Below are 25,353 nucleotides of genomic sequence, written 5' to 3'. Positions count from 1 at the left end.
CTGACCCTCGGTCTCCTGACGCAGGCGGTGCGGCACCGCGCGGTCACCCGGCCGTCAGGGCCGCCCTGTCCCCCATCACCACCACCGGGCCGTCGGCCGGGTCGAGCGTGCGCAGCAGGAACTCCATGGCCTCCTCGGAAACGCTGACGCAGGCCGAGGTGCCGCTGCCGTGGTCCAGGTGCAGCCAGATGCCGCCACCTCTGTCCTCTCCCCAGGGGCGGGTGGCGTCGCGCGGCGGGGTGCCCCTGCGGCGGTTGTAGTCGATGGCGATGACGTGGTCAAAGTCGTGCTGGTGCGCCCGGTCCCAGCCGGCCGGGGGCGCGTAGGCCGCCGCGTCGTGGTCGTAGGGCAGCCTGGTGCCCGGGGCGGGGAGGACCCCGCCCGCGTCGGTGAGGGTGAACACGCCGACCGGGGAACGCTGGTCGCCCTCGCGGTGACGGGCGGTCCATCCGGCGCGGCCGTTGTGGGCGGGCCACGCGCGCACCTCCCGCCACCGCGTGCCCCGCCGGGTGTACAGCACGAGCCGGGAGCCGGCCGAGTCCCGGCCCTCGCCGTACACGGCCACGACCTGCCGGGAGCCGGCCGGGATCCGCCGGTACAGGCGGTCGCCGATCCCCGGGACGCGGGTCGGGCCGGCCGTGGGTGCGGGTGCCGTCCGGCCGTGGGCACCCTGGACGCCCCGGGGGACGGGACCGTGGGCGGCGGTGCCGCAGGCGGCGAGCGTCGTGAGGAGGACGGCGCAGGCCGCCACCGCGACCGCCGCACGCCGTGCGTTGTCGATGGGCATCCGCCCAGAGTGCCACCACGCCCCGCCTCGGCCGGGCCACGGAGCTGCGGGAAAGGACGGAGAAGTCCTGGCCGGAACGCGGCGGATCGCGCGGGGCGCCGAGAAAAACTGTTTGAAATCCCCGCTCCGCGACGCGAACCTTTCACGGCTTGCTGCCGCTCGCCGCGGACTCCCGCCCTCCCCTCCCATCCCCTGCCATTTCCTCCCGTTCTCCCCCATTTCCCCGTTCCCCCGTTCCTTCTCCTCCCTGCCCTGACACGAGCCACTGGGACGTCATGCAGATTCAAGACCTTCCGTATCCCGACCCGGGCGTGCCCGACGTGCGTTCGGGCCCCCGATTCCTGTGGTGGCTCTGGCGCAACCAACTGGGCGGGCAACTGAAGTCGCTCGCCTGGGGACTGCTCCACTTCGTCTCCGTCTCCGCCCTGCCCTTCTGCGTCGGTCTCGCCGTACAGGCGGCCGTCGACCGGTCCGGCACCCGGCTCGCCCTGACGGGTGCTCTGATGCTGGTGTGCGGGACGGGTATCGCCGTCGGCGACACCTTCCTGCACCGGACCGCCGTCACCAACTGGATCACCGCCGCGGCCCGCCTCCAGCAGTTGCTGGCGCGCAAAGCCGCCGAGCTGGGTTCCGCCCTGACCCGGCGGGTGGCCGCCGGTGAGGTGGTGGCCGTCTCCACCGCCGACGTGGAGAAGATCGGCTGGTTCGTCGAGGCGGTCTCCCGCTTCACCGCCGCCGCCGTGACGGTGCTGGTCGTCGGCGTCGGCCTGGTCGTGTACCAGCCCGCGCTCGGCGTGACCGTCGCCGTGGGCCTGCCCGTCGTGGCGCTCGCCGTGCTGCCGCTGCTGCCCCGGGCGACGCGCCGCGCCGATGTGCAGCGCGAGAAGGCGGGCCGGGCCACCGAACTGGCCTCGGACACGGTCGCCGGGCTGCGCGTGCTGCGCGGCATCGGCGGCGAAGAACTGTTCCTCGACCGCTACAGCCGGGCCTCCCAGGAGGTACGGCACGCCGCCGTGCGCAGCGCCCGGATGTGGTCGCTGGTCTCCGCCGTGCAGGTGCTGCTGCCCGGACTGCTGCTGATCGTGGTGGTCTGGCACGGCATCGGACTGGCCCGCCAGGGCCGGATCAGCGTCGGCGAACTCGTCACCGTCTACAGCGCGGTCATGGTCCTCAACTACCCGCTGCGGCACTTCGAGGAGATCGCCATGGCCTACTCCTTCTCGCGCCCGTCGGCCACACGCGCCGCGCGCGTGCTGGCGCTGGAGCGGTCCACGGCCACGGCCGGCACCCGCGGCGCCGAGGTGCCGGGCGGTGACCTGTACGACCCCATGACCGGTCTGCTCGCTCCCGCCGGCCGGTTCACCGCCGTGGTGTGCGGCGACCCGGACGCGGCGGGCGAACTGGCCGAGCGGCTGGGCGGCCATCCGGCGGAACCGGACCGGTCGGTGCTTCTCGGCGGGGTGCCGCTGGACGAACTGCCCCTCGCCACCGCCCGGACCGCCGTCCTGGTCCAGGACAAGGACCCCGTGCTGCTGTCCGGCACCCTGCGCGACCTGCTCGACGTGCCCTCCTCCGGTGCCGTGCGGGCCGCGGACGCGCTGGCGGCGGCGCGGTGCGAGGACGTGCTGGACGCGCTGGTGCAGGGCTCACTGGACGCCACCGATCCGCTGGAGACCCGGATCACCGAACGCGGACGCTCCCTGTCCGGCGGACAGCGCCAGCGGCTGGCCCTCGCCAGGTCGCTGATCGCCGACCCGGAGGTGCTGGTGCTGGACGAGCCGACCTCCGCCGTCGACTCGCACACCGAGGCCGGGATTGCGGACGGTCTGCGCCGTCTGCGCTCGGGACGCACGACCGTGGTGTTCACCTCCTCCCCGCTGCTGCTCGACCGGGCCGACCGGGTCGCCCTGGTGCACGCGGGCGAGGTCGTGGCGGTCGGCGTGCACCGCGAACTGCTCGACGGCGAGCCGCGGTACCGGGCCGTGGTGACCCGGGAGACCGACGAGGAAACGGCCGACGACGGCATGCTGCTGGACGCCCTCCAGGAGCTGGAAGAGATCGAGGAGAGCGCATGATCGGCGTTGCGCCGCCGGCGTACGACCCGGCGGCCCCGACGACCGCCGACACCCTGCCCGTCGGCGCCGCGGCGACCGTACGCGCCTACGTCACCGAGCTGTTCCGCCGGCACCGCCGGGCGTTCCTGCTGCTGATCGCCGTCAACACGGTGGCCGTGGTGGCGTCCATGGCGGGCCCGTACCTGCTCGGCGGCCTGGTCGAGCGGGTGTCGGACGAGGCCCGGGAACTGCACCTGGGTCTGACCGCCGGGCTGTTCGCGCTGGCACTGGCCGTGCAGGCCGTGTTCGTGTGGCAGGTGCGGCTGCGGGGCGCGATGCTCGGCGAACGGATGCTGGCCGACCTGCGCGAGGACTTCCTCGTCCGGGCCGTGGCGCTGCCGCCGGGCGTGCTGGAGCGGGCGGGCACCGGCGATCTTCTCTCCCGCATCACCACCGACATCGACCGGCTGGCCAACGCCATGCGCGAGGCCGTGCCGCAGTTGGCCATCGGTGTCGTCTGGGCCCTGCTGCTGCTCGGCGGGCTGGTCGTGACCGCCCCGCCGCTGGCCGCCGCCGTGCTGCTCGCCGTGCCGGTCCTGGTGATCGGCTGCCGCTGGTACTTCAAACGGGCGCCGGCCGGCTACCGCTCGGAAGCCGCCGGATACGCCGCCGTCGCCGCCGCGCTCGCCGAGACCGTGGACGCGGGCCACACCGTCGAGGCGCACCGTCTCGGCGTCCGCCGCGTGGCCCTGTCGGAGCTGCGTATCGCGCGCTGGGTCGCGTGGGAGCGCTACACCCTCTGGCTGCGGTCCGTGCTCTTCCCCGTCATCAACACCGTCCATCTCCTCGTGCTCGGCTCGGTGCTGATGGCCGGCGGCGTGTTCGTGCTGCACGGCTGGATCGGCGTGGGCCAGCTGACCACCGGCGCGCTGATCGCGCAGATGCTGGTCGATCCGGTGAACCTGATCCTGCGCTGGTACGACGAGGTGCAGGTCGCGCAGGTGTCGCTGGGCCGCCTGGTCGGGGTGCGGGACATCGAGCCGGACGCCGGGGACGCGGCGCTGGTCCCCGAGGGCCGGGCCGTGCACGCCGACCGGGTGCGCTTCGGCTACCGGGAGGGCGCCGACGTGCTGCGCGAAGTCTCCCTGCAGGTCGCGCCGGGCACCCGGCTGGCCCTGGTCGGCCCGTCCGGCGCGGGCAAGTCCACGCTGGGCCGGCTGCTCGCCGGGATCTACGCGCCCCGGGACGGCCGGGTCACCCTGGGCGGTGCGGAGCTGTCCCGCATGCCGGCCGAACGCGTCCGCTCGCACGTCGCCCTCGTCAACCAGGAGCACCACGTCTTCGTGGGCTCCCTGCGCGACAACCTGCTGCTGGCCCGCACCGGCGCCACGGACGCCGAGCTGTGGGCGGCCCTGGCCGCGGTCGACGCGGACGGCTGGGCACGGGCCCTGGACGACGGCCTGGACACCGAGGTCGGCTCGGGCGGCCTCACGCTCACCCCGGCGCAGGCGCAGCAGATCGCGCTGGCCCGGCTGGTGCTGGCCGATCCGCACACGCTGGTCCTGGACGAGGCGACCTCGCTGCTCGACCCGCGCGCCGCCCGCCATCTGGAACGCTCCCTGGCGCGGGTGCTCGACGGCCGCACGGTGGTGGCCATCGCCCACCGGCTGCACACCGCCCACGACGCCGACGTGATCGCCGTCGTGGAGAACGGCCGGATCAGCGAGCTGGGCAGCCATGAGGAGCTGGTCGCGGCGGGCGGTGCCTACGCCGCGCTGTGGCGGTCCTGGCACGGGTGAGCACCGACCGGACGCACCGGCGCCCGCACCGGCGGGGGCCGGTGCTCCGGGAAAGCGGGCGGCCACGGTGACGGCAGAGCGCCCCGTCACGGTCGCGCGAGGCACCCCGGTCGCCGCGGCACCGGGCGCCGGCCCCCGGGGCCGTCCGGGTCCTGCGCCCGCCGCGCGCCGTCGCCCGGTGAGCGGTGTCCGGCCCTGCCGCAGCGACGGGCGCTGCCGCCCGCTCCCGTGGCGTTGCGCGGTGCCGAGCGGGGGTGGAAGGCTGGATAGCGGCAGCGGCTCGGGGCGCGCCCGGGAACCAGCCGGTTCGCGGTCTGCGACGCCCGTGCCGCGTGTGCCGGCGGCCCGCCGCCCGCTGGGGCGGCACCCGGCCGTCCTCACCACCTGGAGGTAGTCGTGGACAGCGCCGACGGATGGGGGGACGACGTCTACCAGCCCGACCCCTCGGAGATAGCGGAGGACACGGGGGTGCTCGACGTCGAGGACACACTGGACTTCGACGGTCTGGCCGAACCGCTCGACCGCGGCTGGTCCCCTCCCGAGCGGCCGTGGGCGGTCGAACACATCGGGGTGACGGCGGCCGAACGCCGGACGGGCGAGACCCTCGACCAGCGGCTCGCCGAGGAGCTGCCCGATCTTGCCGCGTCCGACGGTGACGGGATCGGCGACTGCGCCGGCACGGACGGCGAGCTGCTGGACAACGAGGTCGGCCACCTCCGCTCCGGCCGGCTCGTGGCCCCCGACGAGGGCGCGCACGAGGACGAGGAGCCCGCCCTGGTCGCCACCGATGTCGGTATCGACGGTGCCGCCGCTTCCGCCGAGGAGGCCGCGGTGCACATCGTCGACGAGGAGGCCCTCCCCGGCTGAGCCGGGTCCTGGTGATCCGGATGCCTCCGCACCGACCTCCCCTATCGAGGAGCCGCCATGCAGCAGGACAAGCACCCCGACTACCACCCCGTCGTCTTCCGCGACCGCGCCGCCGGTTACGCCTTCCTGACCCGGTCCACCGCGCAAAGCGAGCAGACCATCGATTGGGACGACGGCCGGTCCTACCCGGTCGTCGACGTGGAGATCTCCTCGGAGAGCCACCCCTTCTACACGGGCAAGGCGCGCACGGTCGACACCGAGGGCCGCGTCGCACGCTTCGAGCGCCGGTACGGCACCGCGGGAGCGGAGGCCGGCGAGGGGCCCTGAATCCGGGCTCGCCACCGGGTCACGGCCCGCTGCCGAGGACCACAGCGGGCCACACCCTGGTCCCGGGAGCCCGGCCGGAACCCGAGCCGGTGCCGCGGGCCCGCTCAGATGACGTTCAGGGCCGCCGCGCAGCCCACGGCGCCGAGCAGCATGAACAGCGGCATGAGCACCCTCAGCTCGACCCAGCTGCCCGCCCGGAACCGGATCGCCTTCGGCGGCCCCAGCGGGTACCAGCGCTTGCGGCCCACCGGGATCGGCCACAGGATCGGGCACCCCGAGACGGTCAGCGCGTCCCCGATGTCGTGCACCAGCGCGCCCAGCACGATCGGCAGTCCCAGCCACAGGTACTCCTGCCCCGGCTCGGTGAACAGCCAGTGGGAGCCGTTGCCCGGCTTGTCCAGCACGCCCGCCAGGATCCACGCGCTGGTCGCCGCCAGCAGCCAGACCAGGACGTCGCTGCTGGAGCCGCGCGCCGCCCGCCACAGCAGACCTTCGATCGCGAGCACCATGTGCACGAACAGGATCGCCAGCACCGCCCAGCGGCCGCCGGTGATCGCCGCGGCGGAGCAGCCGGCGCCTATCAGGACCGCCCAGACCCAGGTGTGCGTCAGTGTGCGGTGGCCGCCGGAGCGACGCGGGTCGCCCTGCTTCCTGGTCGCCTTGTAGACGGCGTACGACAGCTTGTCCACGATCTCGCAGATCCAGCGGGAGACCGGTCCGAAGGACCGCGAGATGGTGGCCGCCTTGTGGTCCAGGTCGGGGGCGAGAGCGGCTCCGGCGCAGATCAGGGCGCCGCACAGCAGGACCGGCCAGGGCATCGGGTGTCCGGCCGCCGCGGTGGCCGCTCCGACGCCCAGCCAGGCCGCGGCCCCCGACAGTGAGTGTGCTGGTCCCATCATGGCCGCTTCCCGCCCCATTCCTCGTGTGCCGCTGTCCAGTTGTCCTGGTGCGCCGGCGCCGCGCCGGCGACACAGCGTAACCGTCGTGATCTTCGTACTCGCAGCCGATTCCCCGCTCGGGCGGTGGGCCAGGCAAGATGGGGGCGTGACCCTCATCGATCAGCTCCCGCCGACCGCCGATCCCGACGCCCTGTACGAAGCCTTCGAGACCTGGGCCCAGGAGCGCGGTCTCACCCTCTATCCCCACCAGGAGGAGGCGCTGATCGAGGCGGTGTCCGGGGCGAACGTGATCGTTTCGACACCCACCGGTTCCGGCAAGAGCATGATCGCCGCAGGTGCGCACTTCGCCGCGCTGGCCCGGGACGAGGTCACCTTCTACACGGCTCCCATCAAGGCCCTGGTGTCGGAGAAGTTCTTCGAGCTGTGCAAGCTGTTCGGCACCGAGAACGTCGGCATGCTCACCGGTGACGCCTCCGTGAACGCCGACGCGCCCGTCATCTGCTGCACCGCCGAGGTGCTGGCGTCGATCGCGCTGCGCGACGGCAGGAACGCGGACGTCGGCCAGGTCGTCATGGACGAGTTCCACTTCTACGCCGAGGGCGACCGCGGCTGGGCCTGGCAGATCCCGCTGCTCGAACTCCCCCAGGCGCAGTTCATCCTGATGTCGGCCACGCTGGGCGATGTGTCCTTCTTCGAGAAGGATCTCGCCCGCCGCACCGGCCGCCCCACCTCGGTGGTCCGCTCGGCGACGCGCCCGGTGCCCCTGTCCTACGAGTACAAGCTGACCCCGCTCACCGAGACGCTCACCGACCTGCTGGAGACCAAGCAGGCCCCGGCGTACATCGTCCACTTCACGCAGGCCCAGGCCGTGGAGCGGGCGCAGGCGCTGATGAGCATCAACATGTGCTCGCGTGAGGAGAAGGACCAGATCGCCGAGCTGATCGGCAACTTCCGTTTCACCACCAAGTTCGGCCGCAACCTCTCCCGGTACGTGCGGCACGGCATCGGTGTGCACCACGCCGGCATGCTGCCCAAGTACCGGCGCCTGGTGGAGAAACTCGCCCAGGCCGGACTGCTGAAGGTCATCTGCGGCACGGACACGCTCGGCGTGGGGGTCAACGTGCCCATCCGCACCGTGCTGTTCACGGCGCTGACCAAGTACGACGGCAGCCGGGTGCGCACCCTGCGGGCCCGTGAGTTCCACCAGATCGCGGGCCGGGCCGGACGCGCCGGTTTCGACACCGCGGGGCTGGTGGTCGCACAGGCGCCGGAGCACGTCATCGAGAACGAGAAGGCGCTGGCGAAGGCGGGCGACGACCCGAAGAAGCGGCGCAAGGTGGTGCGCAAGAAAGCGCCGGAGGGCTTCGTCGGCTGGACGGAGAACACCTTCCAGAAGCTGATCGAGTCGGACCCGGAGCCGCTGACCTCGCGTTTCCGGGTGACGCACACGATGCTGCTGTCGGTGATCGCCCGTCCGGGCAACGCCTTCCAGGCGATGCGCCACCTCCTGGAGGACAACCACGAGCCGCGCAAGCAGCAGCTGCGGCACATCCGCCGGGCCATCGCGATCTACCGCTCGCTGCTGGACGGCGGGATCGTGGAGAAACTCGACAAGCCGGACGCCGAGGGCCGCATCGTCCGGCTCACGGTCGACCTCCAGCAGGACTTCGCCCTGAACCAGCCGCTGTCCACGTTCGCCCTGGCCTCGTTCGAGCTCCTCGATCCCGAGTCGCCGTCCTACGCCCTCGACATGGTCTCCGTGGTCGAGTCGACCCTGGACGATCCGCGACAGATCCTCGTCGCGCAGCAGAACAAGGCGCGCGGTGAGGCAGTGGCCGCGATGAAGGCGGACGGCGTCGAGTACGAGGAGCGCATGGAGCGCCTCCAGGACGTGACCTACCCGAAGCCGCTGGAGGAACTCCTCTTCCACGCCTACGACACCTACCGCAAGAGCCACCCGTGGGTCGGCGACCACCCGCTGTCGCCGAAGTCGGTGGTCCGGGACATGTACGAGCGGGCGATGTCCTTCACCGAGCTGGTCTCCTTCTACGAGCTGGCCCGCACCGAGGGCATCGTGCTGCGTTACCTCGCCAGCGCCTACAAGACCCTGGACCACACCATCCCGGACGACCTGAAGTCCGAGGACCTCCAGGACCTGATCGAGTGGCTGGGCGAGATGGTGCGCCAGGTGGACTCCAGCCTGCTGGACGAGTGGGAGCAGCTCGCCAACCCGGAGGTGATGACCGCCGAGGAGGCCCGGGAGAAGGCCGACGAGGTCAAGCCGGTCACGACCAACGCCCGCGCCTTCCGCGTCCTCGTCCGCAACGCCATGTTCCGCCGCGTGGAACTGGCCGCCCTGGACCAGGTCGAGGAACTCGGCGAGCTGGACGCCGAGTCCGGCTGGGACGCCGACGCGTGGGGCGAGGCGATGGACAAGTACTGGGACGAGTACGACGACCTCGGCACCGGTCCCGACGCCCGCGGTCCCAAGCTGCTCCTCATCAAGGAGGAGCCGGACAACGGCCTCTGGCGCGTCCGCCAGATCTTCGACGACCCGAACGGCGACCACGACTGGGGCATCAGCGCGGAGGTCGACCTCGCGGCCTCCGACGCCGAGGGCCGCGCGATCGTCCGTGTCACCGATGTCGGCCAGCTGTGAGCCGTACCCGGCCCGAGGCAAGCCAAGGAGAAACCCACCGATGACGAATCCGGCCGAGAGCCTGGTCGACCTGCTCGACCTGGAGCGGATCGAGGTCAACATCTTCCGTGGCCGCAGCCCGCAGGAGTCCATCCAGCGGGTCTTCGGCGGCCAGGTGGCCGGCCAGGCGCTGGTCGCCGCCGGCCGCACCACGGACGGCGACCGCCCCGTGCACTCGCTGCACGCGTACTTCCTGCGCCCGGGCCGACCGGGCGTGCCGATCGTGTACCAGGTGGAGCGGGTCCGCGACGGACGCTCCTTCACGACGCGCCGGGTCACGGCCGTGCAGCAGGGCCGCACGATCTTCAATCTGACCGCCTCCTTTCACAAGCCTGAGGAAGGACCTTTCGAGCACCAGCTGCCGCCGGCCCGCGAGATACCGCACCCCGAGTCGCTGCCGACGGTCTCCGAGGAGATCCGCAAGCAACTGGGCACGCTGCCCGAGCAGTTGGAGCGGATGGCACGCCGCCAGCCCTTCGACATCCGCTACGTCGACCGGCTGCGCTGGAACGACGACGAGATCAAGGGCGCCGAGCCGCGCAGCGCCGTGTGGATGCGCGCGGTGGGACCACTGGGTGACGACCCCCTGGTGCACACGTGCGCGCTGACCTACGCCAGTGACATGACCCTCCTGGACGCGGTCCGCATCCCCGTGGAGCCGCTGTGGGGTCCGCGCAACTTCGACATGGCCTCGCTGGACCACGCCATGTGGTTCCACCGGCCCTTCCGCGCGGACGAGTGGTTCCTGTACGACCAGGAGTCCCCGATCGCCACGGGTGGGCGCGGGCTGGCCCGCGGGCGCATCTACGACCTCGAGGGGCGGCTGCTCGTCTCGGTCGTCCAGGAAGGTCTGTTCCGGGCCCTGTAGCACCCGAGGGCACGGGCCGGGCCGGGGTTCAGCCCCGCGCGGGCGCCGTGGACCGTGGGCTTCTGCGCCGCAGCCAGGCCCGCAGGCCGCGGGACGGACGCTGCGGAGCGGGTCGTGCCGGCTCAGGCCCTCGGCGGGCCGACGGGGGCGTCGGCCGCACCGCCGATTCCGGGGGTGGCAGCACCGCCGGCTCCGGAGACGGCAGCGGCGACGGCCCTGGGGGCGGCAACGGAGACCGCAACCGCGGTGCCCGTGCGGACGACGCCGCCGCCGCTGCCCGAGGCAGCTTCGGCGTCTCCCGCGTGGCCCCGGTGACCGTGCGGGCCATCGGGGCAATGGGGCGCGCGGCCGCGCGGATCGCCACCGGGCGGAGACGGGCTGCCGGGCGCGGGATGAGGCGGCCGGCCGGATGCCGGACGAGGCGGACGGCCGCGCGCGGGGCAAGGCGGGCGGCCGGGGGCGGGACGAGGTGGGAGATCGGGTGCGCGACGGGGGTGGCCGGGCGCGGGTTGAGACGGTGGGCCGGGTGCGGGGCGGGTGAGGTACCGCGGGCTTCCTCGACCGCTCGTGCCAGTTCGCTGCGCAGCCAGTCGATCTCGTCCCCGTCCTGCGCCGTCATGAGCTGCTCGGCGATGTGCGCGGCAGGTGAATCGGGAGCGCCGCGCCCGGGCGGGCTGGGCCGGAACCGGTTCACACGCGCCCGCTCGTGAGGGTCCTTGACGATGTCGGCGACCTCGGCGGGTGCGAGGAGCGCTGCCACGGCCCCGGCGCGGGCCCACGGGTCGCCGGCCTGCCGCAGCAGGAAGCCCAGGTGGCGTCCGCGCCAGTTGCGTGCGCGCAGGTCCACTCCCGCCGCGAGCTGGCCTCGCAGCGTCTCGGGCGTACGCCCCTTGAGCAGGCGCGTGTTCTCCGGTCCGGTCGCGAACTGGCGTAGTTCTTCGACCAGATAGAGCCAGACCACGGCCCGGTATCGGTTGAGGTAGAACTTGACGGGCACGATCAGGCCCAGCCGGGCGAGCCTGGTGAACCTGGCGGCCGGAATCTCCAAGAGGGCGGACCCCTCCGCCGTGCCCACGACCCGGACCCGTCCGAGCAGGGACTCGGGGAAGCCGTCCTGGGCGCGGAGACGGCCGATCTCCGCGCGGTCCACCCGGCGGCCCCCTCCCCCGCCTTCGTCGGGCACGGTCCGGATGTGGCCGAGCCGCACGGCGAGATCGAACTCGCCCGGCTTGAGCCCCAGTTCGCGAGCCGCACGACTCGGTGTACACGTACTGCCGTGGACCGGAGCGCTGGTGCGGGCCGGATCGAAGGTGCTCGTCGACATGGTCGTACTCCCCCGCGGAGTCCTGGCTCACGCCCTGCGCGTTCGCCGTGCACCCACCGTAGCCATTTCCTGACCTGCCGTGGCGGGGCCTGTGGATAACTCCACGGGGCGAGAAAAGCCCCAGGTCAGGCGTCTGCTATTCGAGTTCGCTCGGGTTGTCGGGCGTCGACGCCGAGGTGTTCGCCGACCCGGTTGACGAGCAGGGTCATCTCGTAGGCGATCTGGCCGATGTCGGCCTCCGCGCCGCTGAGCACGCACAGACAACTGCCGGTGCCGGCCGCGGTCACGAACAGCACGGCGTCGTCGTACTCGATCATCGTCTGGCGTACCCGTCCCGCGCCGAAGTGGCGTCCCGAGCCCTTGGCCAGGCTGTGCAGCCCGGAGGCCACGGCGGCCAGATGCTCGGCGTCCTCGCGGCGCAGGCCCGTGCTCGCCGCGGTGACCAGTCCGTCGTTCGACAGGACGAGCGCATGGCGGACGTGGTCCACCCGCTCGGTCAGATCGTCCAGGAGCCAGCCGAGGCCCTGGTTCTGCGCCATGTCCATCTCCCCGTGTGATGTCTCCCCCTGGCTGGAGGAACTCACCGCCAGCCTTCCCCACGACCGGCGCGCGGGCAAGCAGGATGGGCGCATGGCAGAGAAGATGACCGATGAGGAATGGCGGGCGTTCGTCTCGGACGGCACCCGCACCGGCAAGCTGTCCACCGTCCGCGCCGACGGGAGCCCTCATGTGGCCCCGATCTGGTTCCTGCTCGACGGGGACGAGGTGGTGTTCAACACCGGCAAGGACACGGTGAAGGGGCGCAATCTCGCCCGTGACGGCCGGGTCGCCCTGTGCGTGGACGACGACCGTCCGCCGTTCCACTTCGTGGTGCTGAGCGGCCGGGCCCGGCTCTCCGAGGATCTGGCCGAAGTCCGTCGCTGGGCCACCCGGATCGCCGCCCGGTACATGGGCGAGGAGCGTGCCGAGGAGTACGGCGCCCGCAACGGTGTACCGGGTGAACTCCTGGTCCGCGTCAGCGTCGAGAACGTGGTGGCGGTGCGGGACCTCGCGGCCTGATCCCGTGTCAGCGCCGACGGCGCAGGGCGAGTGGGGGCGCAGACGCGTCTGGTGACGGTGAGGAATCATGCGGGCATGAGTGACGACCACACACATGTCCAGGAGTTCTTCACCGCCAGGGCCTCCGACTGGGACAGCCGGTTCCCGGACGACGGCCCTGCCTATGCCGCCGCCGTGGCCGGCCTCGGACTGCGCGAGGGGGATCGGGTGCTCGACGCGGGCTGCGGCACGGGTCGGGCCCTGCCGCCGCTGCGGGCCGCCGTGGGTCCTTCCGGCGTGGTCCTGGGCGCCGATCTGACCCCGGCGATGCTCCAGGCCGCCATACGGGCCGGCCGGCACCGCGAGGGGCGGCTGCTGCTCGCGGACGTCTCCGCGCTGCCGTTGCGTCCGGGATGTCTGGACGCCGTGTTCGCGGCCGGGCTGATCGCGCATCTGCCGCGCCCGGTGGACAACCTGCGGGAGCTGGCCCGTGGTGTACGGCGGGGCGGCACGCTGGCGTTGTTCCATCCGATCGGCCGGGCGGCCCTGGCCGCGCGTCAGGGCCGCCGGATCACGCCCGACGACCTGCGGGCCGAGGACAATCTCCGGCCGGTGCTGGCCCGTTCGGGCTGGCGCATGACGTCGTACGTGGACGAGGACTCCCGTTTCCTCGCGGTCGCGGTGCGCGAGGACTGAGCGTCGCGCGGAATCAGTCCGTTCCGGTGACGGCCGCGACGAAGGCGTCGGGGTTGTCGAACATGACGTTGTGTCCGGCGCCGGGCACCGTCACCACGCGCACCCCGGCGGCTTCCAGACCCTCCCGGCCCGCCAGTTCGCCGCTGTGCTCGCCCTGGAGGTAGACCCGGTCGACGGGCAGCCCCTCCAGAAGCATACGCATCACGGGGCTGGAGCCCCGCCGCAGGCCGACGGCGCTGCGGTGCAGGGCGCGCGGATCGGCCAGCCGCATGGTGGCCGCCCACAGCGGGCCGACGGTGTCCAGCACGCGCGCGTGCCCCCTCTCCACGAAATCGTCCTCTCCGTAGGCGGCGATTTCGCTGCTGCCGGCCGCAGGCGGCGGAAAGGCGTCCAGGTTGGCCTCCGTCAGGACCAGACGGGACACGAGGTCGGGCCGCCGGTGGGCGAGGACGATGGCCACGGCGCCGCCCATGCTGTGCCCGAGCAGTTCGGCGCCCGTGACTCCGGCAGCGTCCAGCGCGACGGCGACCGCTTGGGCGTGGTCGTCCAGTGCGTACCCGAAGTCCTGCGGCCGGTCGCTCGTGCCGTGTCCGGGAAGGTCCACGAAGAGGCTGCGGCGCCCGGCGAGTTCGGGACGGGCGGCGATATGCGCGTGATACACGGCGGACGCCGCTCCGAGCCCGTGCAGGTACACCCGGGCGGGCTCCGCGCCGGGCACCTCGGTCCACCGGATGTGGCTGCCCCCGCCGTCGAACGCGGCCTGCCGCATGTTCCCCTCCTCGCATTGACCGATCCCACCATACCTCGCACTCGATGTATGACGTGAAAGATGTACCGGAAGAGCGGTGTACTGCGGGAGAATGCGGCCATGCTCGAACTCGCCCTCCTGGGATTCCTGTACGACGCGCCGCTGCACGGTTACGTCCTGCGTCGTCACATCGCGGCACTCACCGGCCATGTGCGCCCCGTCGCCGAGAGCACGCTGTACCCGGCGATCAAGCGGCTGGAGAAGGCGGGCCTGCTGGTGCGGACACCGGAGCCCGGCACCGTGGCCGCGCCGCGCCATGTGCTGAGGCTGACCGAGGAGGGCCGGCGCGAACTGAGGCGCAGGCTCGCCGAGCCGGCCCAGCGCGAGATCACCGACGAGAACCACTGGTTCACGCTGCTCGCGTTCCTGCGGCACCTGGCGGACCCCGCCGCGCAGGCGGCCGTGCTGCGGCGCCGGCTGGCCTTCCTGGAGGAGCCGGCGAGCTTCTTCTACGAAGGTGACCGGCCGCTGAGCGCCGAGGAACTGGACGACCCGTTCCGCAGGGGCGTCCTCACCATCGCGCGTGCCACGAGCCGGGCGGAACTGGCCTGGCTGCGCGACACGCTGGCGTCACTCGACGGGGCCGGCCGCTAAGACGTTGCGGTGCCGCCCCGGGCTTCGGGTCACGGAACGCACGCAGTAACGGTTCATCGAGCGGGACGAGTGCCGCCGTACTCGACACGGGGCCAGTGGGCGCGCTTCACCGCGTCCCCGCCTCTTCTGCCGCCGGAACTCGAACCCTACGTTGGAGGGAGCAGATGAGTGATCATCACTGATCTCGTCCAGGAAGGGATGATCCACGTGTTCGACATGATCCGCCGGTACGCCGGCAGGCTTCGCTCTTCCGCGCACCACAGGACGGCGGACGCACCGGAAAAGCGTGCGCACAACCTGTTCGAGGCGGCGGCCGTGTATGTGGCCGCCCAGGCGGAGGACGACCAGGACCGGATCGAGGAGGCGGCTGCCTGGGTGTCGCCGGAGGCGCTGTCCTTCGGGGTGAGTGAACTGGCCTGCCGGGCGGTCGTCGTGCTGGCCCGGGAGCGCGGCCAGTCACCCGGCGCGGTGGCCCGCGACCTGCTCGGGCTGCCCGCGGCCTGAGCGGAACTCCCTTCTCCGTAGGAGTCCGTTTCCTCCCCTTCCAGGAGGAATCCCGCAGCTCCGTGCGGGGTGCGGAGTCGTGACAACCGGCTTCCGCTCCCACTAGGGTGCGCGCCGATGGACGAACCACTGGGGAGGCAGGGATGGCCGGGACAGATGATGTGGCCGTCGCCGCCACGGACGATGCGCTGTATGTGCTGACAGCGGTGCTGCTGACACCGGCGCAGTTCCCGAGCGTGCTGGGCGACGACTATCCGGAGGCCTGCGCGGCGCTGGACCTGCCGCCGCTCGCCGACGGGTACGGCCTGGTGCTGGGCCAGGACGGCGAGGGCGCCCGCTGGACGGTCGTCATCGACGACGTCTCGCTGGTCGCCGTGGCGATCGCGTCCTGGGACTGCGGCATGGAGTACGAGCTGTCGCCCGACGAACGCGCGGTCGTGACCGCCCTGCCGGGGTGGCCGCTGGCCGTCGCCGTCGCCGCACCCGGTGTGCCCGCCCCGCACGATCCGCCTGCCGAGACGGCGGACCGGCCGGCGCTGAGCCCGCCGGACACCGGCTCCTGGGGAGCGGCGCAGCGCCGTCTGGGCGCCGACGAGATCGCGTTGCAGTGGACGGCCTGGCGGGAGCAGATCAACGACGCGGAATTCCTGGTGCCCGGCGACCAGACGACGGCGGCTCGGACCGCCCAAGAGGTGACGCCGACCGCTCAGGAGGGCGAGGGTCGCCTCGCGACCGGCGGTCACGCCGGGGTGCGCCGGGTGCTCGCGGAGGCGCGCGCCTACGTCGCCTCTCCGCCGCCGCTCGGCCGGGTGCGCTCGTCGTTCGCCCCGGGCGAGGCCCGCACGCTGCGCGCCGACGGCCCCGGCTGGTCGCTCGTGGCGCGTACCGACGACATCGCGTTCGTCCTGCTCGACGACGAACCGGGCGAGGTCCTGCCGGTGGGCCGGGGGCCGGAACTTCCGGGTCTGCTGGAGGCGCTCGAAAAGATGGCCGTACGGCCGTCGTAAGCGCCGCGCCCGGACCACGCCGTCCTGGCCTCCCGCGAACTCTCCGACCGACGGGACTTCCACGACCGCCGCGCCTCATGGGGCGGGGGGCGGAAAGCCGCCTCCCGGGGCAGCGGCCGGAAGGTCGCTGAGCGGTTCGGACCGGGCTGCTCGCGGCGCGCGAGCCGGCAGCGCGCTCAGATGTCGTCGTCCTCTTCGTCGTAGCGGACGTTGCCGTCCTCGTCGATGCGGGGGCGCACCCGCTCGGGAGGGTGGCTCTCGGTGTCGGACGGACGGGGCCCCTCGGGCCCGTCGGGACCCCAGCGCAGCAACCGGCGGGCGCGGCAGATGTGGTAGACCGTGCCCCGGGCCTCGACCTGGTTGGCGCGTTCGGCCCGGAGCCGGTCGGCGGCCCGGACATACTCGGTCAGTTCCTCGGCCGTCGCGCTGTCGGTGCCTCGCGCGACCACCGTGCGGGCGTTGACGTCACCGCCGGCGTCCCAGGCGATCAGGCGCCGTCGGCGCGGCTGGGACCAGGTCAGGGCGAGGTCCAGCGACTTGCGGGCGTCATGCGCGGTGGCGCGCAGACCGCTCTCCACCTTCCATCCGGGGCCGTCCTTCCCCACGACCCTGAACACCGCGGGGAGCAGCAGCACGTCGGGGTGGGTCGTCAGCGCCCGCCGGGAGTCGTCGACGACGTCCTCGGGGAACCGCGGTCCGGCGTAGCCCAGGCCGCGCAGTGCCAGCCGTTCCGCGGCCTGGACGGGCGTGATCGGGGCGTCGGGGTCCAGCACCAGGTCCACGTCGATCTGCGGATCGCTGTAGCGGTGGTCCCAGTTCGGGACGGCGGGCTCGGGGTCGGTCGGCCGGGGCTGCTCGATGCCGTTCTGCCCCAGCCCGGTGTACTCCTCGGCACGCACCACCCGGTAGCGGGTCCCGAGCACGGTCAGCTCGTCGACGCGTTCGGTCTCCAGGCGGGTGACCGCCGTCAGCAGATCACGCCGTTCGGCCCTGTTCTGGGCGTCGTCCCTCGCCCGGAACCAGAACAAGGAGTGGAGGCTGTCGCGGGCCTGCTGCGGACAGTCGGCGTCCACCGGGACCATCACCCGCCACCGCGGCTCCTCCCCCGGTTCCTGTGCGGCCACGCCGAACAGCGGGCCCCGCACCAGCAGCGTCTTCGCGTCCAGCGTGGCGTCGAGCGCGTCGGCCTCCATGACCGCCTCCACCGGATCCTCCGGATACCTGATCACGATCGGCCGCATCCGGTCCGGACTCACTTCTCCATGACCCATGTGCTCATCGTGCCGACTGCGGCCGCGGCTCATCGCCGGTTTCCCGATCTCCCGGCGGCCTTGCCGCCGGTCATCCGCCGGATCTGCGCCCTCGGGGCGCACGCATCTCCGTTCCGGTGAACAGAGGAACAGGTGTGCGCTTTTCACGCACGTCACGAACGCGCCACCGTGCCACCACTTTCGGCCAGCCCGTCGTCGAGTCGCAGCGGCCCTGGACGACCGGGAACCGTCACGCCGTAGAGCTGCGTTCCGACGAGTGGTGGACGACGGTCGTTCACGCCCTGGTAGTGCGGTGTTCCTCCGGGAGACCAATCGTGGCCGCAGTCAACGCTTTCGTCTCCCAGGAGGCCCGATGTCCCCGCGTGCCACAGGCCGGCGCCGTGTCCACCGTTCCCTTGCCACGGCCCTGCCGCTGACTCTGGCCGCCGTCCTCGCGGCCACGGGGACGGCTACGGCGGCGCCGTCCGGGCAGGCCCGTGTCGTCCGCACGGCGACGCTGGGCGAGATCCCGCTCGGCGCGTTCAGCAACGCGCTGCTGCCCGGCAGCGTGGCCGACGACCGCGGGGTGAAGCTCGGCGGCATCGGCAGCGACATCTATCCGGCGGGCCGCGAGGGCGAGTACTGGACGGTGACCGACCGCGGCCCCAACGGCCAGATCAAGGTGGACGGCAAGAAGCGCCGCACCTTCCCGGTGCCGGGCTTCGATCCCGCGATCGTGAAGATCCGGATATCCGGCAGGACGGTGCGGGTCCTCGACGCGATACCGGTCACCACCTCTTCCGGGAAGGCCGTCACCGGGCTGCCGAACCAGAAGAGCCGGGACGAGGCGCCGTACACCTACGACGCCGGGACGCCGCTTCCCTACGACCCGAACGGGCTGGACACCGAAGGGCTCGTCCGGGCCGGAGACGGCAGCTTCTGGCTCGTGGACGAGTACGGCCCGTCCCTCGTGCACGTCTCCGCGCGCGGGAGGGTCCTCGCCCGCTATGTGCCCAAGGGGCTCGGGCTGACGGGGGCGGACTACCCGGTGGTGGAGGCGCTGCCGTCCATCCTGCTGCACCGCAAGATCAACCGCGGTTTCGAGGGGCTGGCGCAGCTTCCCGGCGGTGATCTCGTGATGGCCCTGCAGAGCCCGCTCCCGCTGCCCGACGCGGATGCCGGCGACGCTTCCCGCACCACCCGCCTGCTGCGTTTCTCCCCGCGGCAGAAGGCCGTCACGGCCGAGTACGCCTACCGTTTCGACCCGGTCGACGTGGTCGATCCGGGCGAGGACGACACCTCCGAACTGAAGATCTCGTCGGTGGTGGCGGTCGGCCGCGACCGGCTGCTCGTCGAGGAGCGCACGGACAAGGCGGCCCGGCTGCACCTGGTCAGGCTGGGGCGCGGATCGGACATCCTCGGCGGCCGGTGGGACGACGACACCACGTCTCCGTCGCTGGAGCAGTTCGACGATCCGGCGGCCTCGGGGGTGCCGGTGCTGTCCAAGCGGCTCGTGGTGGACCTGGGCAAGGTGGCGGGAGTGCCCGGGAAGATCGAGGGCATCGCGCGGGTGGATCACGACACGCTCGCGCTCGTCAACGACAACGACTTCGGGATGACCGACGGGGCGGGCGCGTTCGACGCCCAGGGCAGGCTGGTCGACAGCGGGGTGCGGACGACCGTGGTGTACGTACGTCTGCCCGAGCAGCTGTGAGGTGCCCGACGGGCTGAGCCGCCGGCCCGTCGGACACCGGGGGGCCGGGCACCGATGGCACACCATGTGCCGCCGGAACCCGGCACCGGGCCCTCACGGGCCGGGCCCTCCCGGACCGGGCCGTCCGGGAAGCCCGGAGCGGCCCGGTCCGGCCGCCGCGTGGGAGGGATGGGCCGCACGCGCGCGTGCCGGTCAGCCGCGCGCCCCCAGCAGGTGGTCCATCGCGAGCTGGTCGAGGCGTTCGAAGCCCATGCCGCGCGCGGCGACCGCGTCCACGTCGAAGTCCTCGAAGGCCGCCCGGTCGGCGAGCAGACCCTGGACGCCGTCGGCCGCGGTCGGCTGGGCCAGCTGGTCCAGCCGCGACGCGCGCAGCGCCTCCTGCACCTCCGGGTCGGCCCGGAAGGCGGCGGAGCGCTCCTTGAGGATGAGGTAGTTGCGCATGCAGCCCGCGGCCGACGCCCAGACGCCGTCCAGGTCCTCGGTCCGCGGCGGCTTGAAGTCGAAGTGGCGGGGCCCTTCGTAACCGGCGCTCTCCAGGAGGTCGACGAGCCAGAAGGCGGCCCGCAGGTCACCGGCGCCGAAACGCAGATCCTGGTCGTACTTGATGCCGGACTGGCCGTTGAGGTCGATGTGGAAGAGCTTGCCCGCCCACAGGGCCTGCGCGATGCCGTGCGGGAAGTTCAGGCCGGCCATCTGCTCGTGGCCGACCTCCGGGTTGACGCCGAACAGCTCGGGCCGCTCCAGGCGCTCGATGAACGCCAGCGCGTGGCCGACGGTGGGCAGCAGGATGTCGCCGCGGGGCTCGTTCGGCTTGGGCTCGATCGCGAAGCGGAGGTCGTAGCCCTGGGAGGTGACGTACTCCGCGAGCAGGTCGAAGGCCTCCTTCATACGGTCCAGGGCGGCGCGTACGTCCTTGGCGGCCCCGGACTCGGCGCCCTCGCGACCGCCCCAGGCGACGTACGTCTTCGCGCCCAGTTCGGCCGCCAGGTCGATGTTGCGGATGGTCTTGCGCAGGGCGTAACGGCGCACGTCACGGTCGTTGGCGGTGAACGCGCCGTCCTTGAAGACGGGGTGCGTGAACAGGTTCGTGGTGGCCATCGGGACAGTCATGCCGGTGGCGTCCAGGGCCTGCCGGAACCGCTTGATGTGCGACTCACGCTCGGCCTCCGAGGAGCCGAAGGGAATCAGGTCGTCGTCGTGGAAGGTCACTCCGTGGGCGCCGAGTTCCGCCAGGCGCTGCACCGTCTCGACCGGGTCGAGGGCGCGGCGGGTGGCGTCGCCGAACGGGTCCCTTCCCTGCCAGCCGACGGTCCACAAGCCGAAGGTGAACTTGTCCTCGGGGGTGGGCTGGTAGCTCATGCCACGGCTCCTTGTTGCGTGCGAGTATTTCGTCATGGCCGTTTACAAATTAGTATGCGGACGCACCGGTGGGAAGAGACGACGTGTGTTTTCCCAGCAAGGTGTCTTCGACAGCCACCGCATACGCCGCGGAGCCGCGGAAGAGGGAGAGCCCGATGTCAGCAGCCGAGGGTCCGCTCGTCGTCGGGGTGGACACGTCCACCCAGTCCACGAAGGCACTCGTGGTCGACGTGTCGACCGGCCGGGTCGTGGCCAGTGGCCAGGCGTCGCACACCGTGACCACCGGGGCGGGCCGCGAGAGTGATCCGCGCCAGTGGTGGGACGCGCTCTGTGCGGCGCTGGACCAGTGCGGCGAACCGGCGCACGAGGCGGCGGCCGTGTCGATCGGCGGCCAGCAGCACGGCCTGGTCACCCTGGACGAGCACGGTGAGCCGGTGCGTCCGGCACTGCTCTGGAACGATGTCCGCTCCGCACCGCAGGCCCGGCGCCTCGTGGAGGAACTGGGCGGACCGAAGGCCTGGGCAGAGCGCACCGGCAGCGTGCCCGGCGCGTCCTTCACGGCCGCCAAGTGGGCGTGGCTCGCCGAGCACGAGCCGGAGGCGGTCCGCGCGACCAGGGCGGTACGGCTTCCCCACGACTACCTCACCGAGCGCCTGACCGGGCTGGGCACGACGGACCGCGGCGACGCCTCCGGCACCGGCTGGTGGGCGTCCGGCACCGAGGCGTACGACGAGGAGACCCTCGCGCACATCGGGCTGGACCCGGCGCTGCTGCCCCGGGTCGCGCGCCCCGGCGAGGTGGTCGGCACCGTCCGCGACAGCCACGGCCTGCCGTTCGCCAAGGGCACGCTGGTGGCCCCCGGCACCGGCGACAACGCGGCGGCGGCACTCGGTCTGGGGCTGCGGCCCGGCACACCGGTGCTGAGTCTCGGCACCTCCGGCACCGTCTACACCGTCTCCGAGCACCGCCCCACCGATCCGACCGGCACGGTGGCGGGCTTCGCGGACGCGCGCGGCGACTGGCTGCCCCTGGCCTGCACCCTGAACTGCACGCTCGCGGTGGACCGCGTCGCGGCCCTGCTGGGCCTGGACCGGGAGGCGGTGGAATCCGGCGGCTCGGTGACCCTGCTGCCGTACCTGGACGGCGAGCGCACCCCGAACCTGCCGCACGCCTCCGGAGTGCTGCACGGGCTGCGCCACGACACCACCGCCGGCCAGCTGCTGCAGGCCGCCTACGACGGCGCGGTGCACGCGCTCCTCGGGGCCCTCGACCTGGTCCTCGACGCGGACGCCGACCGCGGCACCCCGCTGCTCCTGATCGGCGGCGGGGCCCGGGGCACGGCCTGGCAGCAGACCGTGCGCCGGCTCTCCGGGCGGCCCGTCCGGATCCCGCAGGCCAAGGAGCTCGTCGCACTCGGCGCGGCGGCGCAGGCGGCCGGCGTGCTGACCGGGGAGGATCCCGCGGCCGTGGCCCGCCGCTGGAACACGGCCGCGGGCCCGGTGCTGGAGGCCGTGGAGCGGGACCGCTCGACGCTGGACCGGATCACCGGGGTACTCTCCGACGCGGCCCCGCTGCTGGAGCGGGAGGCCGAGACCCACTGACCAGGCCGCCCACACCCGGACGGCGGACACCGAGGATTGACGCAGGCATGACCCCACCGCTGCACGAGGGGCGCTCGCCGGGCACCGGGCGTGCCCTGCCGGACACCCAGCAGGGCATGCGCCGGCGCAACCTCGCCCGGGTGATGCACGCCGTCAGCGCGGCGGGTTCGCTGTCGCGCGCGGCGGTGGCCAGCCGGATCGGTCTGACGCGTGCGGCGGTCTCGACCCTGGTGGACGAGCTGATCCGCTGGGGCCTGCTGGAGGAACTGGGTCCTGAACGGCCGGGCCGCGTCGGCCGGCCCGGGTCGGCGCTCGCGGTGAGCGGCAGGGGTCCGGCCGGGATCGGCGCGGAGATCGGCGTCGATCATCTCGCCGTGTGCGCGGTCGACCTGCGCGGCGAGGTCCGCGCGCGAGCGGTCCGGCGCTGCGCCAACCGGGGCCGGGCTGCCGGACCGGTGACCGAGGACCTGACCGCGCTGATCCGCCAGGTGGTCGCGGAGGCCGAGCGGGCGGAACTGTGGCCCGCCGGGCTCGCGGTCGCCGTGCCCGGCCTGGTGGCCAGGGACGGACGGACGGTCGTACGGGCCCCGAACCTCGACTGGCAGGACACCGACCTCGGCGCCCTGCTGCCCGGCGGCTGGCCGCTCTCCGTGGACAACGAGGCCAACTTCGGCGCGCTGGCCGAGCTGTGGCTCGGCGCCGGGCCTCCCGGTGACTTCCTGCATGTGTCGGCCGAGATCGGCATCGGTGCCGCGGTCGTCGTGGACGGCCGGCTGCTGCGCGGGAACCGGGGGTTCGCGGGCGAGCTGGGCCATGTGCCGGTACGGCCCGACGGCCCCGCGTGCGGGTGCGGCGGCCGGGGCTGTCTGGAGCAGTACGCGGGTGAGGAAGCGGTGCGGCGGGCGGCCGGACTGGAGCCGCGCGAGGATCTGGTGGGCCTGCTCGCGGAGCGCGCCGAGGCGGGCGACGAGGCTGTGCGGGCCGCGCTCCGGGACGCCGGTACGGCGCTGGGCATCGCCCTGACCGGCGCGGTGAACCTGCTCGATCCGGAGACGGTGGTCCTGGGCGGTGCCCTGGCCGGCCTCTCGCCCTGGCTGCTGCCGTCGCTGGAGACCGAGCTGACGGGCCGTTCGGCGGGACCGGCGTGCCCGGTGACGGTCTCTCCGCTGGGTCCGCAGGGCCCGCTGCTGGGCGCCGCGCACTCGATCGTGCGCGCGGTGCTGGACGATCCGGCGGTCGTGGCGGAGCGTTCCTGACCCTGCCGTACGAGGTTGGAACCCGGCGTCGTAGGCGGCCGGGACCGGTGTGTACGTCAGAGACAGCGTAGGCAGCAGGAACAGCCGGGGCACCGGCCCGAGCCCCGCCTCGCTCGCCGTCCCGTATCACCCGTTCGAGTGGCCGAGTTATCCACAGGCCATGCGTCGCCCACAGAACCGTGGCGGACCCTTCTGCCCAACCACCCGGCGCCGTACCGTGATTCACGCGAGGCGCAGCCGACGGACCGTCATGTCCGTGCGGACGCCCGCACACACCGGAAACAGGCACGGGCGACGGATGGCAGCGGACTGACAAGCAGCAGGGGGACACATGCACGGGAAGACGGCCGGGACGCTGCGGCGTGACGCCATCGGTCTGCGCGACGTGCTGTTCCAGAGTGTCACGGCGATGGCGCCGGCCGCCGCGGTGGCCGCGTCGATCCCGGCCGGCGCCGCCTTCGCGGGCGGCAGCCTGCCGCTGTCCGTGCTCATCGCCCTCGTGGCCTGTCTGCTCACCGCCTCCTGTGTGGCCGAACTGGCCCGGGAGCTGCCCGCGGCGGGCTCGGTGGCGACGTACGCGGCGCGCGGCCTGCACCCGGCCGTCGGCTTCCTCGTCGGCTGGGCCTACGTCTTCATGGAGATGCTGGGGCCACCGCTGCTGCTCCTGCAACTGGGCTTCACGGCGGCGGGCACGCTGCACGCGGAGTGGCCCGGGTATCCGGCGGACCTGTGGTGGCCGTGGGCGGCGGCGGGAGCCGTGGTGATCGCGTGCGCCGGCTATCTGGGGGTGCGCGCTTCGGCCCGCTTCGGCACCGTCCTCGGCGTCTTCGAGATCCTCGTCTTCCTGGTGTTCGCGGTCCTGCTCATCGGCGCGGCCGGCAAAGCCAACACCCTCTCGGTGTTCGGCACTTCGCACACCGCCGACGGGTACGCGGGGACCACCGGGGTGTTCGCCGGGTCCGTGTACACGGTGCTGGCGTTTGCCGGTTTCGAGGCCGCCGCGCCGCTCGCCGAGGAGACGCGCGATCCGCGGCGGACCATGCACCGCGCGGTCCTCGGCGCGGCTCTGGGCATCGGCCTGTTCTATGTGCTCACCACGTATGCGATGACCGTCTACTTCGGTCCCGACCGCTTCTCGGCATTCGGCGCCTCGGGAGAGGCGTCCTGGGAAGGTGTCGCCCGCTCCTCGTTCGGTCTCTTCTGGGTGCTGGTGTTCTTCGCGGTGGTCAACTCGGCGATCGCGAACGCCAACGCCTGCGCGAACGTCTCCACGCGCACCGCCTTCGCCCTGGCCCGCATCCGTGTCCTGCCCGGTGTGCTCGCCACGCTCCATCCGCGGCACCGCTCCCCCGTCGCCGGCATCGCCGTGCAGACCGCCGTAGCGGTCGCGGCGGTGCTGGGCCTCGGATTCGCCTACGACCCGGTGACCGCGTATCTGCTGCTCGCGACGGTGATCGTGACGGTCGTGGTCGGCGTCTACATCGTCGTGAACCTCTCCTGTGCCGGTTATTTCCTGCGCTCGGGCCGGGCGGCCCTCAAGCCGGTACGCCACCTGCTGTTCCCGGTGCTGGGCAGCGTCGCGTTCATACCGGCCCTGCTGACGGCCGCCGGCCTGCCGGTGTTCGACTTCGTGACGGAGCTGACGGCTCCGGTGTCCTACGCCGGTCCGGCCGTCGGCGCGTGGCTGGCGGTGGGCGTGGTGGTGCTGCTCGTGCTGATACGACGGCACCCCGAGCGCATAGCCGAGACCGCCCGGGTCCACCTCGACGCGCCCGAGGCGGGCGCCGACCGGCAGGACGGGACAAAGCTCGGCTGACCGGCGGCAGGCCGGACCGGTCAGCCCTGTTGGTCCGCCGGCTCGTTGGCCCGCTGGCGGGCCGGGACCGTGGGCCACCGGCCCGCC

At 72.9% G+C, this 25,353-nt stretch carries 22 protein-coding genes; 15 read left to right on the top strand and 7 right to left on the bottom strand.

What is annotated here, in order from left to right; translation table 11 throughout:
- Positions 1-43: 43 nt before the first annotated feature.
- Positions 44-787: a L,D-transpeptidase family protein gene (locus ACZ4SV_RS08830; RefSeq protein WP_468002657.1), complete on the bottom strand. Its 744-nt coding sequence runs from the start codon at positions 785-787 to the stop codon at positions 44-46.
- 275 nt (positions 788-1,062) lie between these two features.
- On the opposite strand from ACZ4SV_RS08830, the gene ACZ4SV_RS08825 reads away from it, so the two are divergent.
- The 4 genes from ACZ4SV_RS08825 to ACZ4SV_RS08810 all read left to right on the top strand — a co-directional run bounded on the left by ACZ4SV_RS08825 (position 1,063) and on the right by ACZ4SV_RS08810 (position 5,834).
- Positions 1,063-2,862 carry an ABC transporter transmembrane domain-containing protein gene (locus ACZ4SV_RS08825; protein ID WP_468002655.1) on the top strand — a complete coding sequence of 600 codons (1,800 nt, stop codon included), beginning with the start codon at positions 1,063-1,065 and terminating at the stop codon, positions 2,860-2,862.
- On the top strand, positions 2,859-4,640 hold the full coding sequence (locus tag ACZ4SV_RS08820; protein WP_468002653.1) for an ABC transporter ATP-binding protein: 1,782 nt from the start codon (positions 2,859-2,861) through the stop codon (positions 4,638-4,640). The genes ACZ4SV_RS08825 and ACZ4SV_RS08820 overlap by 4 nt, the downstream gene beginning before the upstream one ends.
- A gap of 396 nt (positions 4,641-5,036) precedes the next feature.
- Positions 5,037-5,507 carry a DUF5709 domain-containing protein gene (locus ACZ4SV_RS08815; RefSeq protein WP_468002651.1) on the top strand — a complete coding sequence of 157 codons (471 nt, stop codon included), beginning with the start codon at positions 5,037-5,039 and terminating at the stop codon, positions 5,505-5,507.
- A gap of 57 nt (positions 5,508-5,564) precedes the next feature.
- On the top strand, positions 5,565-5,834 hold the full coding sequence (locus tag ACZ4SV_RS08810) for a type B 50S ribosomal protein L31 (protein ID WP_365878434.1): 270 nt from the start codon (positions 5,565-5,567) through the stop codon (positions 5,832-5,834).
- Between the two features lie 104 nt (positions 5,835-5,938).
- On the opposite strand, the gene ACZ4SV_RS08805 is transcribed toward ACZ4SV_RS08810, so the two are convergent.
- Entirely contained in the window at positions 5,939-6,733 is a 795-nt protein-coding gene (locus ACZ4SV_RS08805) for a metal-dependent hydrolase (protein ID WP_365878436.1), read from the bottom strand.
- Between the two features lie 145 nt (positions 6,734-6,878).
- On the opposite strand from ACZ4SV_RS08805, the gene ACZ4SV_RS08800 reads away from it, so the two are divergent.
- The gene (locus tag ACZ4SV_RS08800; protein ID WP_468002648.1) at positions 6,879-9,392 is read left to right on the top strand and encodes a DEAD/DEAH box helicase; all 2,514 of its coding nucleotides are present in this window, start codon (positions 6,879-6,881) and stop codon (positions 9,390-9,392) included.
- Between the two features lie 40 nt (positions 9,393-9,432).
- Entirely contained in the window at positions 9,433-10,299 is an 867-nt protein-coding gene (locus tag ACZ4SV_RS08795) for an acyl-CoA thioesterase (RefSeq protein WP_365878440.1), read from the top strand.
- Positions 10,300-10,327: 28 nt separating this feature from the next.
- Here the strand turns inward: ACZ4SV_RS08795 and ACZ4SV_RS08790 are convergent, their stop codons facing one another.
- Both ACZ4SV_RS08790 and ACZ4SV_RS08785 read right to left on the bottom strand, forming a co-directional pair.
- Entirely contained in the window at positions 10,328-11,623 is a 1,296-nt protein-coding gene (locus ACZ4SV_RS08790; protein WP_468002645.1) for a DUF6397 family protein, read from the bottom strand.
- A 125-nt stretch (positions 11,624-11,748) separates the two neighbouring features.
- Positions 11,749-12,162: a roadblock/LC7 domain-containing protein gene (locus ACZ4SV_RS08785; RefSeq protein WP_365881944.1), complete on the bottom strand. Its 414-nt coding sequence runs from the start codon at positions 12,160-12,162 to the stop codon at positions 11,749-11,751.
- 91 nt (positions 12,163-12,253) lie between these two features.
- On the opposite strand from ACZ4SV_RS08785, the gene ACZ4SV_RS08780 reads away from it, so the two are divergent.
- Both ACZ4SV_RS08780 and ACZ4SV_RS08775 read left to right on the top strand, forming a co-directional pair.
- A complete protein-coding gene (locus tag ACZ4SV_RS08780; RefSeq protein WP_365881946.1) occupies positions 12,254-12,682 on the top strand; it encodes a PPOX class F420-dependent oxidoreductase in 429 nt (142 codons plus the stop codon).
- A gap of 75 nt (positions 12,683-12,757) precedes the next feature.
- Positions 12,758-13,357 (top strand): class I SAM-dependent methyltransferase, encoded by a 600-nt coding sequence (locus ACZ4SV_RS08775; RefSeq protein WP_468002642.1) that lies wholly within the window; start codon positions 12,758-12,760, stop codon positions 13,355-13,357.
- A 13-nt stretch (positions 13,358-13,370) separates the two neighbouring features.
- On the opposite strand, the gene ACZ4SV_RS08770 is transcribed toward ACZ4SV_RS08775, so the two are convergent.
- Entirely contained in the window at positions 13,371-14,126 is a 756-nt protein-coding gene (locus tag ACZ4SV_RS08770) for an alpha/beta fold hydrolase (RefSeq protein WP_468002640.1), read from the bottom strand.
- A gap of 99 nt (positions 14,127-14,225) precedes the next feature.
- Here ACZ4SV_RS08770 and ACZ4SV_RS08765 point away from each other — a divergent pair, with 99 nt between their 5' ends.
- The 3 genes from ACZ4SV_RS08765 (at position 14,226) to ACZ4SV_RS08755 (ending at position 16,270) form a co-directional block, all read left to right on the top strand.
- Positions 14,226-14,759: a PadR family transcriptional regulator gene (locus tag ACZ4SV_RS08765; RefSeq protein ID WP_468002638.1), complete on the top strand. Its 534-nt coding sequence runs from the start codon at positions 14,226-14,228 to the stop codon at positions 14,757-14,759.
- Positions 14,760-14,966: 207 nt separating this feature from the next.
- Positions 14,967-15,263, top strand: a complete 297-nt coding sequence (locus ACZ4SV_RS08760; protein ID WP_468003372.1) for a hypothetical protein — start codon at positions 14,967-14,969, stop codon at positions 15,261-15,263.
- Positions 15,264-15,406: 143 nt separating this feature from the next.
- Entirely contained in the window at positions 15,407-16,270 is an 864-nt protein-coding gene (locus ACZ4SV_RS08755; RefSeq protein ID WP_468002636.1) for a hypothetical protein, read from the top strand.
- 176 nt (positions 16,271-16,446) lie between these two features.
- Here the strand turns inward: ACZ4SV_RS08755 and ACZ4SV_RS08750 are convergent, their stop codons facing one another.
- Positions 16,447-17,541 carry a DUF5954 family protein gene (locus tag ACZ4SV_RS08750; RefSeq protein WP_468002634.1) on the bottom strand — a complete coding sequence of 365 codons (1,095 nt, stop codon included), beginning with the start codon at positions 17,539-17,541 and terminating at the stop codon, positions 16,447-16,449.
- A gap of 352 nt (positions 17,542-17,893) precedes the next feature.
- Here ACZ4SV_RS08750 and ACZ4SV_RS08745 point away from each other — a divergent pair, with 352 nt between their 5' ends.
- Entirely contained in the window at positions 17,894-19,234 is a 1,341-nt protein-coding gene (locus tag ACZ4SV_RS08745; RefSeq protein ID WP_468002632.1) for an esterase-like activity of phytase family protein, read from the top strand.
- A gap of 192 nt (positions 19,235-19,426) precedes the next feature.
- On the opposite strand, the gene xylA is transcribed toward ACZ4SV_RS08745, so the two are convergent.
- Entirely contained in the window at positions 19,427-20,593 is a 1,167-nt protein-coding gene (xylA, locus tag ACZ4SV_RS08740) for a xylose isomerase (protein ID WP_468002630.1), read from the bottom strand.
- A gap of 155 nt (positions 20,594-20,748) precedes the next feature.
- On the opposite strand from xylA, the gene xylB reads away from it, so the two are divergent.
- The 3 genes from xylB to ACZ4SV_RS08725 all read left to right on the top strand — a co-directional run bounded on the left by xylB (position 20,749) and on the right by ACZ4SV_RS08725 (position 25,266).
- Positions 20,749-22,194, top strand: coding sequence for a xylulokinase (gene xylB / locus ACZ4SV_RS08735; protein ID WP_365941560.1), 1,446 nt, complete (start codon positions 20,749-20,751; stop codon positions 22,192-22,194).
- 47 nt (positions 22,195-22,241) lie between these two features.
- On the top strand, positions 22,242-23,450 hold the full coding sequence (locus ACZ4SV_RS08730) for an ROK family protein (protein ID WP_468002628.1): 1,209 nt from the start codon (positions 22,242-22,244) through the stop codon (positions 23,448-23,450).
- A 331-nt stretch (positions 23,451-23,781) separates the two neighbouring features.
- Positions 23,782-25,266 carry an APC family permease gene (locus ACZ4SV_RS08725; RefSeq protein WP_468002626.1) on the top strand — a complete coding sequence of 495 codons (1,485 nt, stop codon included), beginning with the start codon at positions 23,782-23,784 and terminating at the stop codon, positions 25,264-25,266.
- Positions 25,267-25,353 lie beyond the last annotated feature (87 nt).

The organism is Streptomyces sp. NPDC027672 (assembly GCF_055566335.1).
The sequence above is the reverse complement of the archived record's forward strand: the minus strand, read 5'-3'. Positions and strand labels throughout refer to the sequence as shown.

What these genes read in the sequence shown, in the direction of transcription:
- ACZ4SV_RS08830 (WP_468002657.1), bottom strand. Translation starts at nt 787, where the DNA reads ATGCCCATCGACAACGCACGGCGTGCGGCGGTCGCGGTGGCGGCCTGC.
- ACZ4SV_RS08825 (WP_468002655.1), top strand. Translation starts at nt 1,063, where the DNA reads ATGCAGATTCAAGACCTTCCGTATCCCGACCCGGGCGTGCCCGACGTG.
- ACZ4SV_RS08820 (WP_468002653.1), top strand. Translation starts at nt 2,859, where the DNA reads ATGATCGGCGTTGCGCCGCCGGCGTACGACCCGGCGGCCCCGACGACC.
- ACZ4SV_RS08810 (WP_365878434.1), top strand. Translation starts at nt 5,565, where the DNA reads ATGCAGCAGGACAAGCACCCCGACTACCACCCCGTCGTCTTCCGCGAC.
- ACZ4SV_RS08805 (WP_365878436.1), bottom strand. Translation starts at nt 6,733, where the DNA reads ATGATGGGACCAGCACACTCACTGTCGGGGGCCGCGGCCTGGCTGGGC.
- ACZ4SV_RS08795 (WP_365878440.1), top strand. Translation starts at nt 9,433, where the DNA reads ATGACGAATCCGGCCGAGAGCCTGGTCGACCTGCTCGACCTGGAGCGG.
- ACZ4SV_RS08790 (WP_468002645.1), bottom strand. Translation starts at nt 11,623, where the DNA reads ATGTCGACGAGCACCTTCGATCCGGCCCGCACCAGCGCTCCGGTCCAC.
- ACZ4SV_RS08785 (WP_365881944.1), bottom strand. Translation starts at nt 12,162, where the DNA reads ATGGCGCAGAACCAGGGCCTCGGCTGGCTCCTGGACGATCTGACCGAG.
- ACZ4SV_RS08780 (WP_365881946.1), top strand. Translation starts at nt 12,254, where the DNA reads ATGGCAGAGAAGATGACCGATGAGGAATGGCGGGCGTTCGTCTCGGAC.
- ACZ4SV_RS08775 (WP_468002642.1), top strand. Translation starts at nt 12,758, where the DNA reads ATGAGTGACGACCACACACATGTCCAGGAGTTCTTCACCGCCAGGGCC.
- ACZ4SV_RS08770 (WP_468002640.1), bottom strand. Translation starts at nt 14,126, where the DNA reads ATGCGGCAGGCCGCGTTCGACGGCGGGGGCAGCCACATCCGGTGGACC.
- ACZ4SV_RS08765 (WP_468002638.1), top strand. Translation starts at nt 14,226, where the DNA reads ATGCTCGAACTCGCCCTCCTGGGATTCCTGTACGACGCGCCGCTGCAC.
- ACZ4SV_RS08755 (WP_468002636.1), top strand. Translation starts at nt 15,407, where the DNA reads ATGGCCGGGACAGATGATGTGGCCGTCGCCGCCACGGACGATGCGCTG.
- ACZ4SV_RS08750 (WP_468002634.1), bottom strand. Translation starts at nt 17,541, where the DNA reads ATGGGTCATGGAGAAGTGAGTCCGGACCGGATGCGGCCGATCGTGATC.
- ACZ4SV_RS08745 (WP_468002632.1), top strand. Translation starts at nt 17,894, where the DNA reads ATGTCCCCGCGTGCCACAGGCCGGCGCCGTGTCCACCGTTCCCTTGCC.
- xylA (WP_468002630.1), bottom strand. Translation starts at nt 20,593, where the DNA reads ATGAGCTACCAGCCCACCCCCGAGGACAAGTTCACCTTCGGCTTGTGG.
- xylB (WP_365941560.1), top strand. Translation starts at nt 20,749, where the DNA reads ATGTCAGCAGCCGAGGGTCCGCTCGTCGTCGGGGTGGACACGTCCACC.
- ACZ4SV_RS08730 (WP_468002628.1), top strand. Translation starts at nt 22,242, where the DNA reads ATGACCCCACCGCTGCACGAGGGGCGCTCGCCGGGCACCGGGCGTGCC.
- ACZ4SV_RS08725 (WP_468002626.1), top strand. Translation starts at nt 23,782, where the DNA reads ATGCACGGGAAGACGGCCGGGACGCTGCGGCGTGACGCCATCGGTCTG.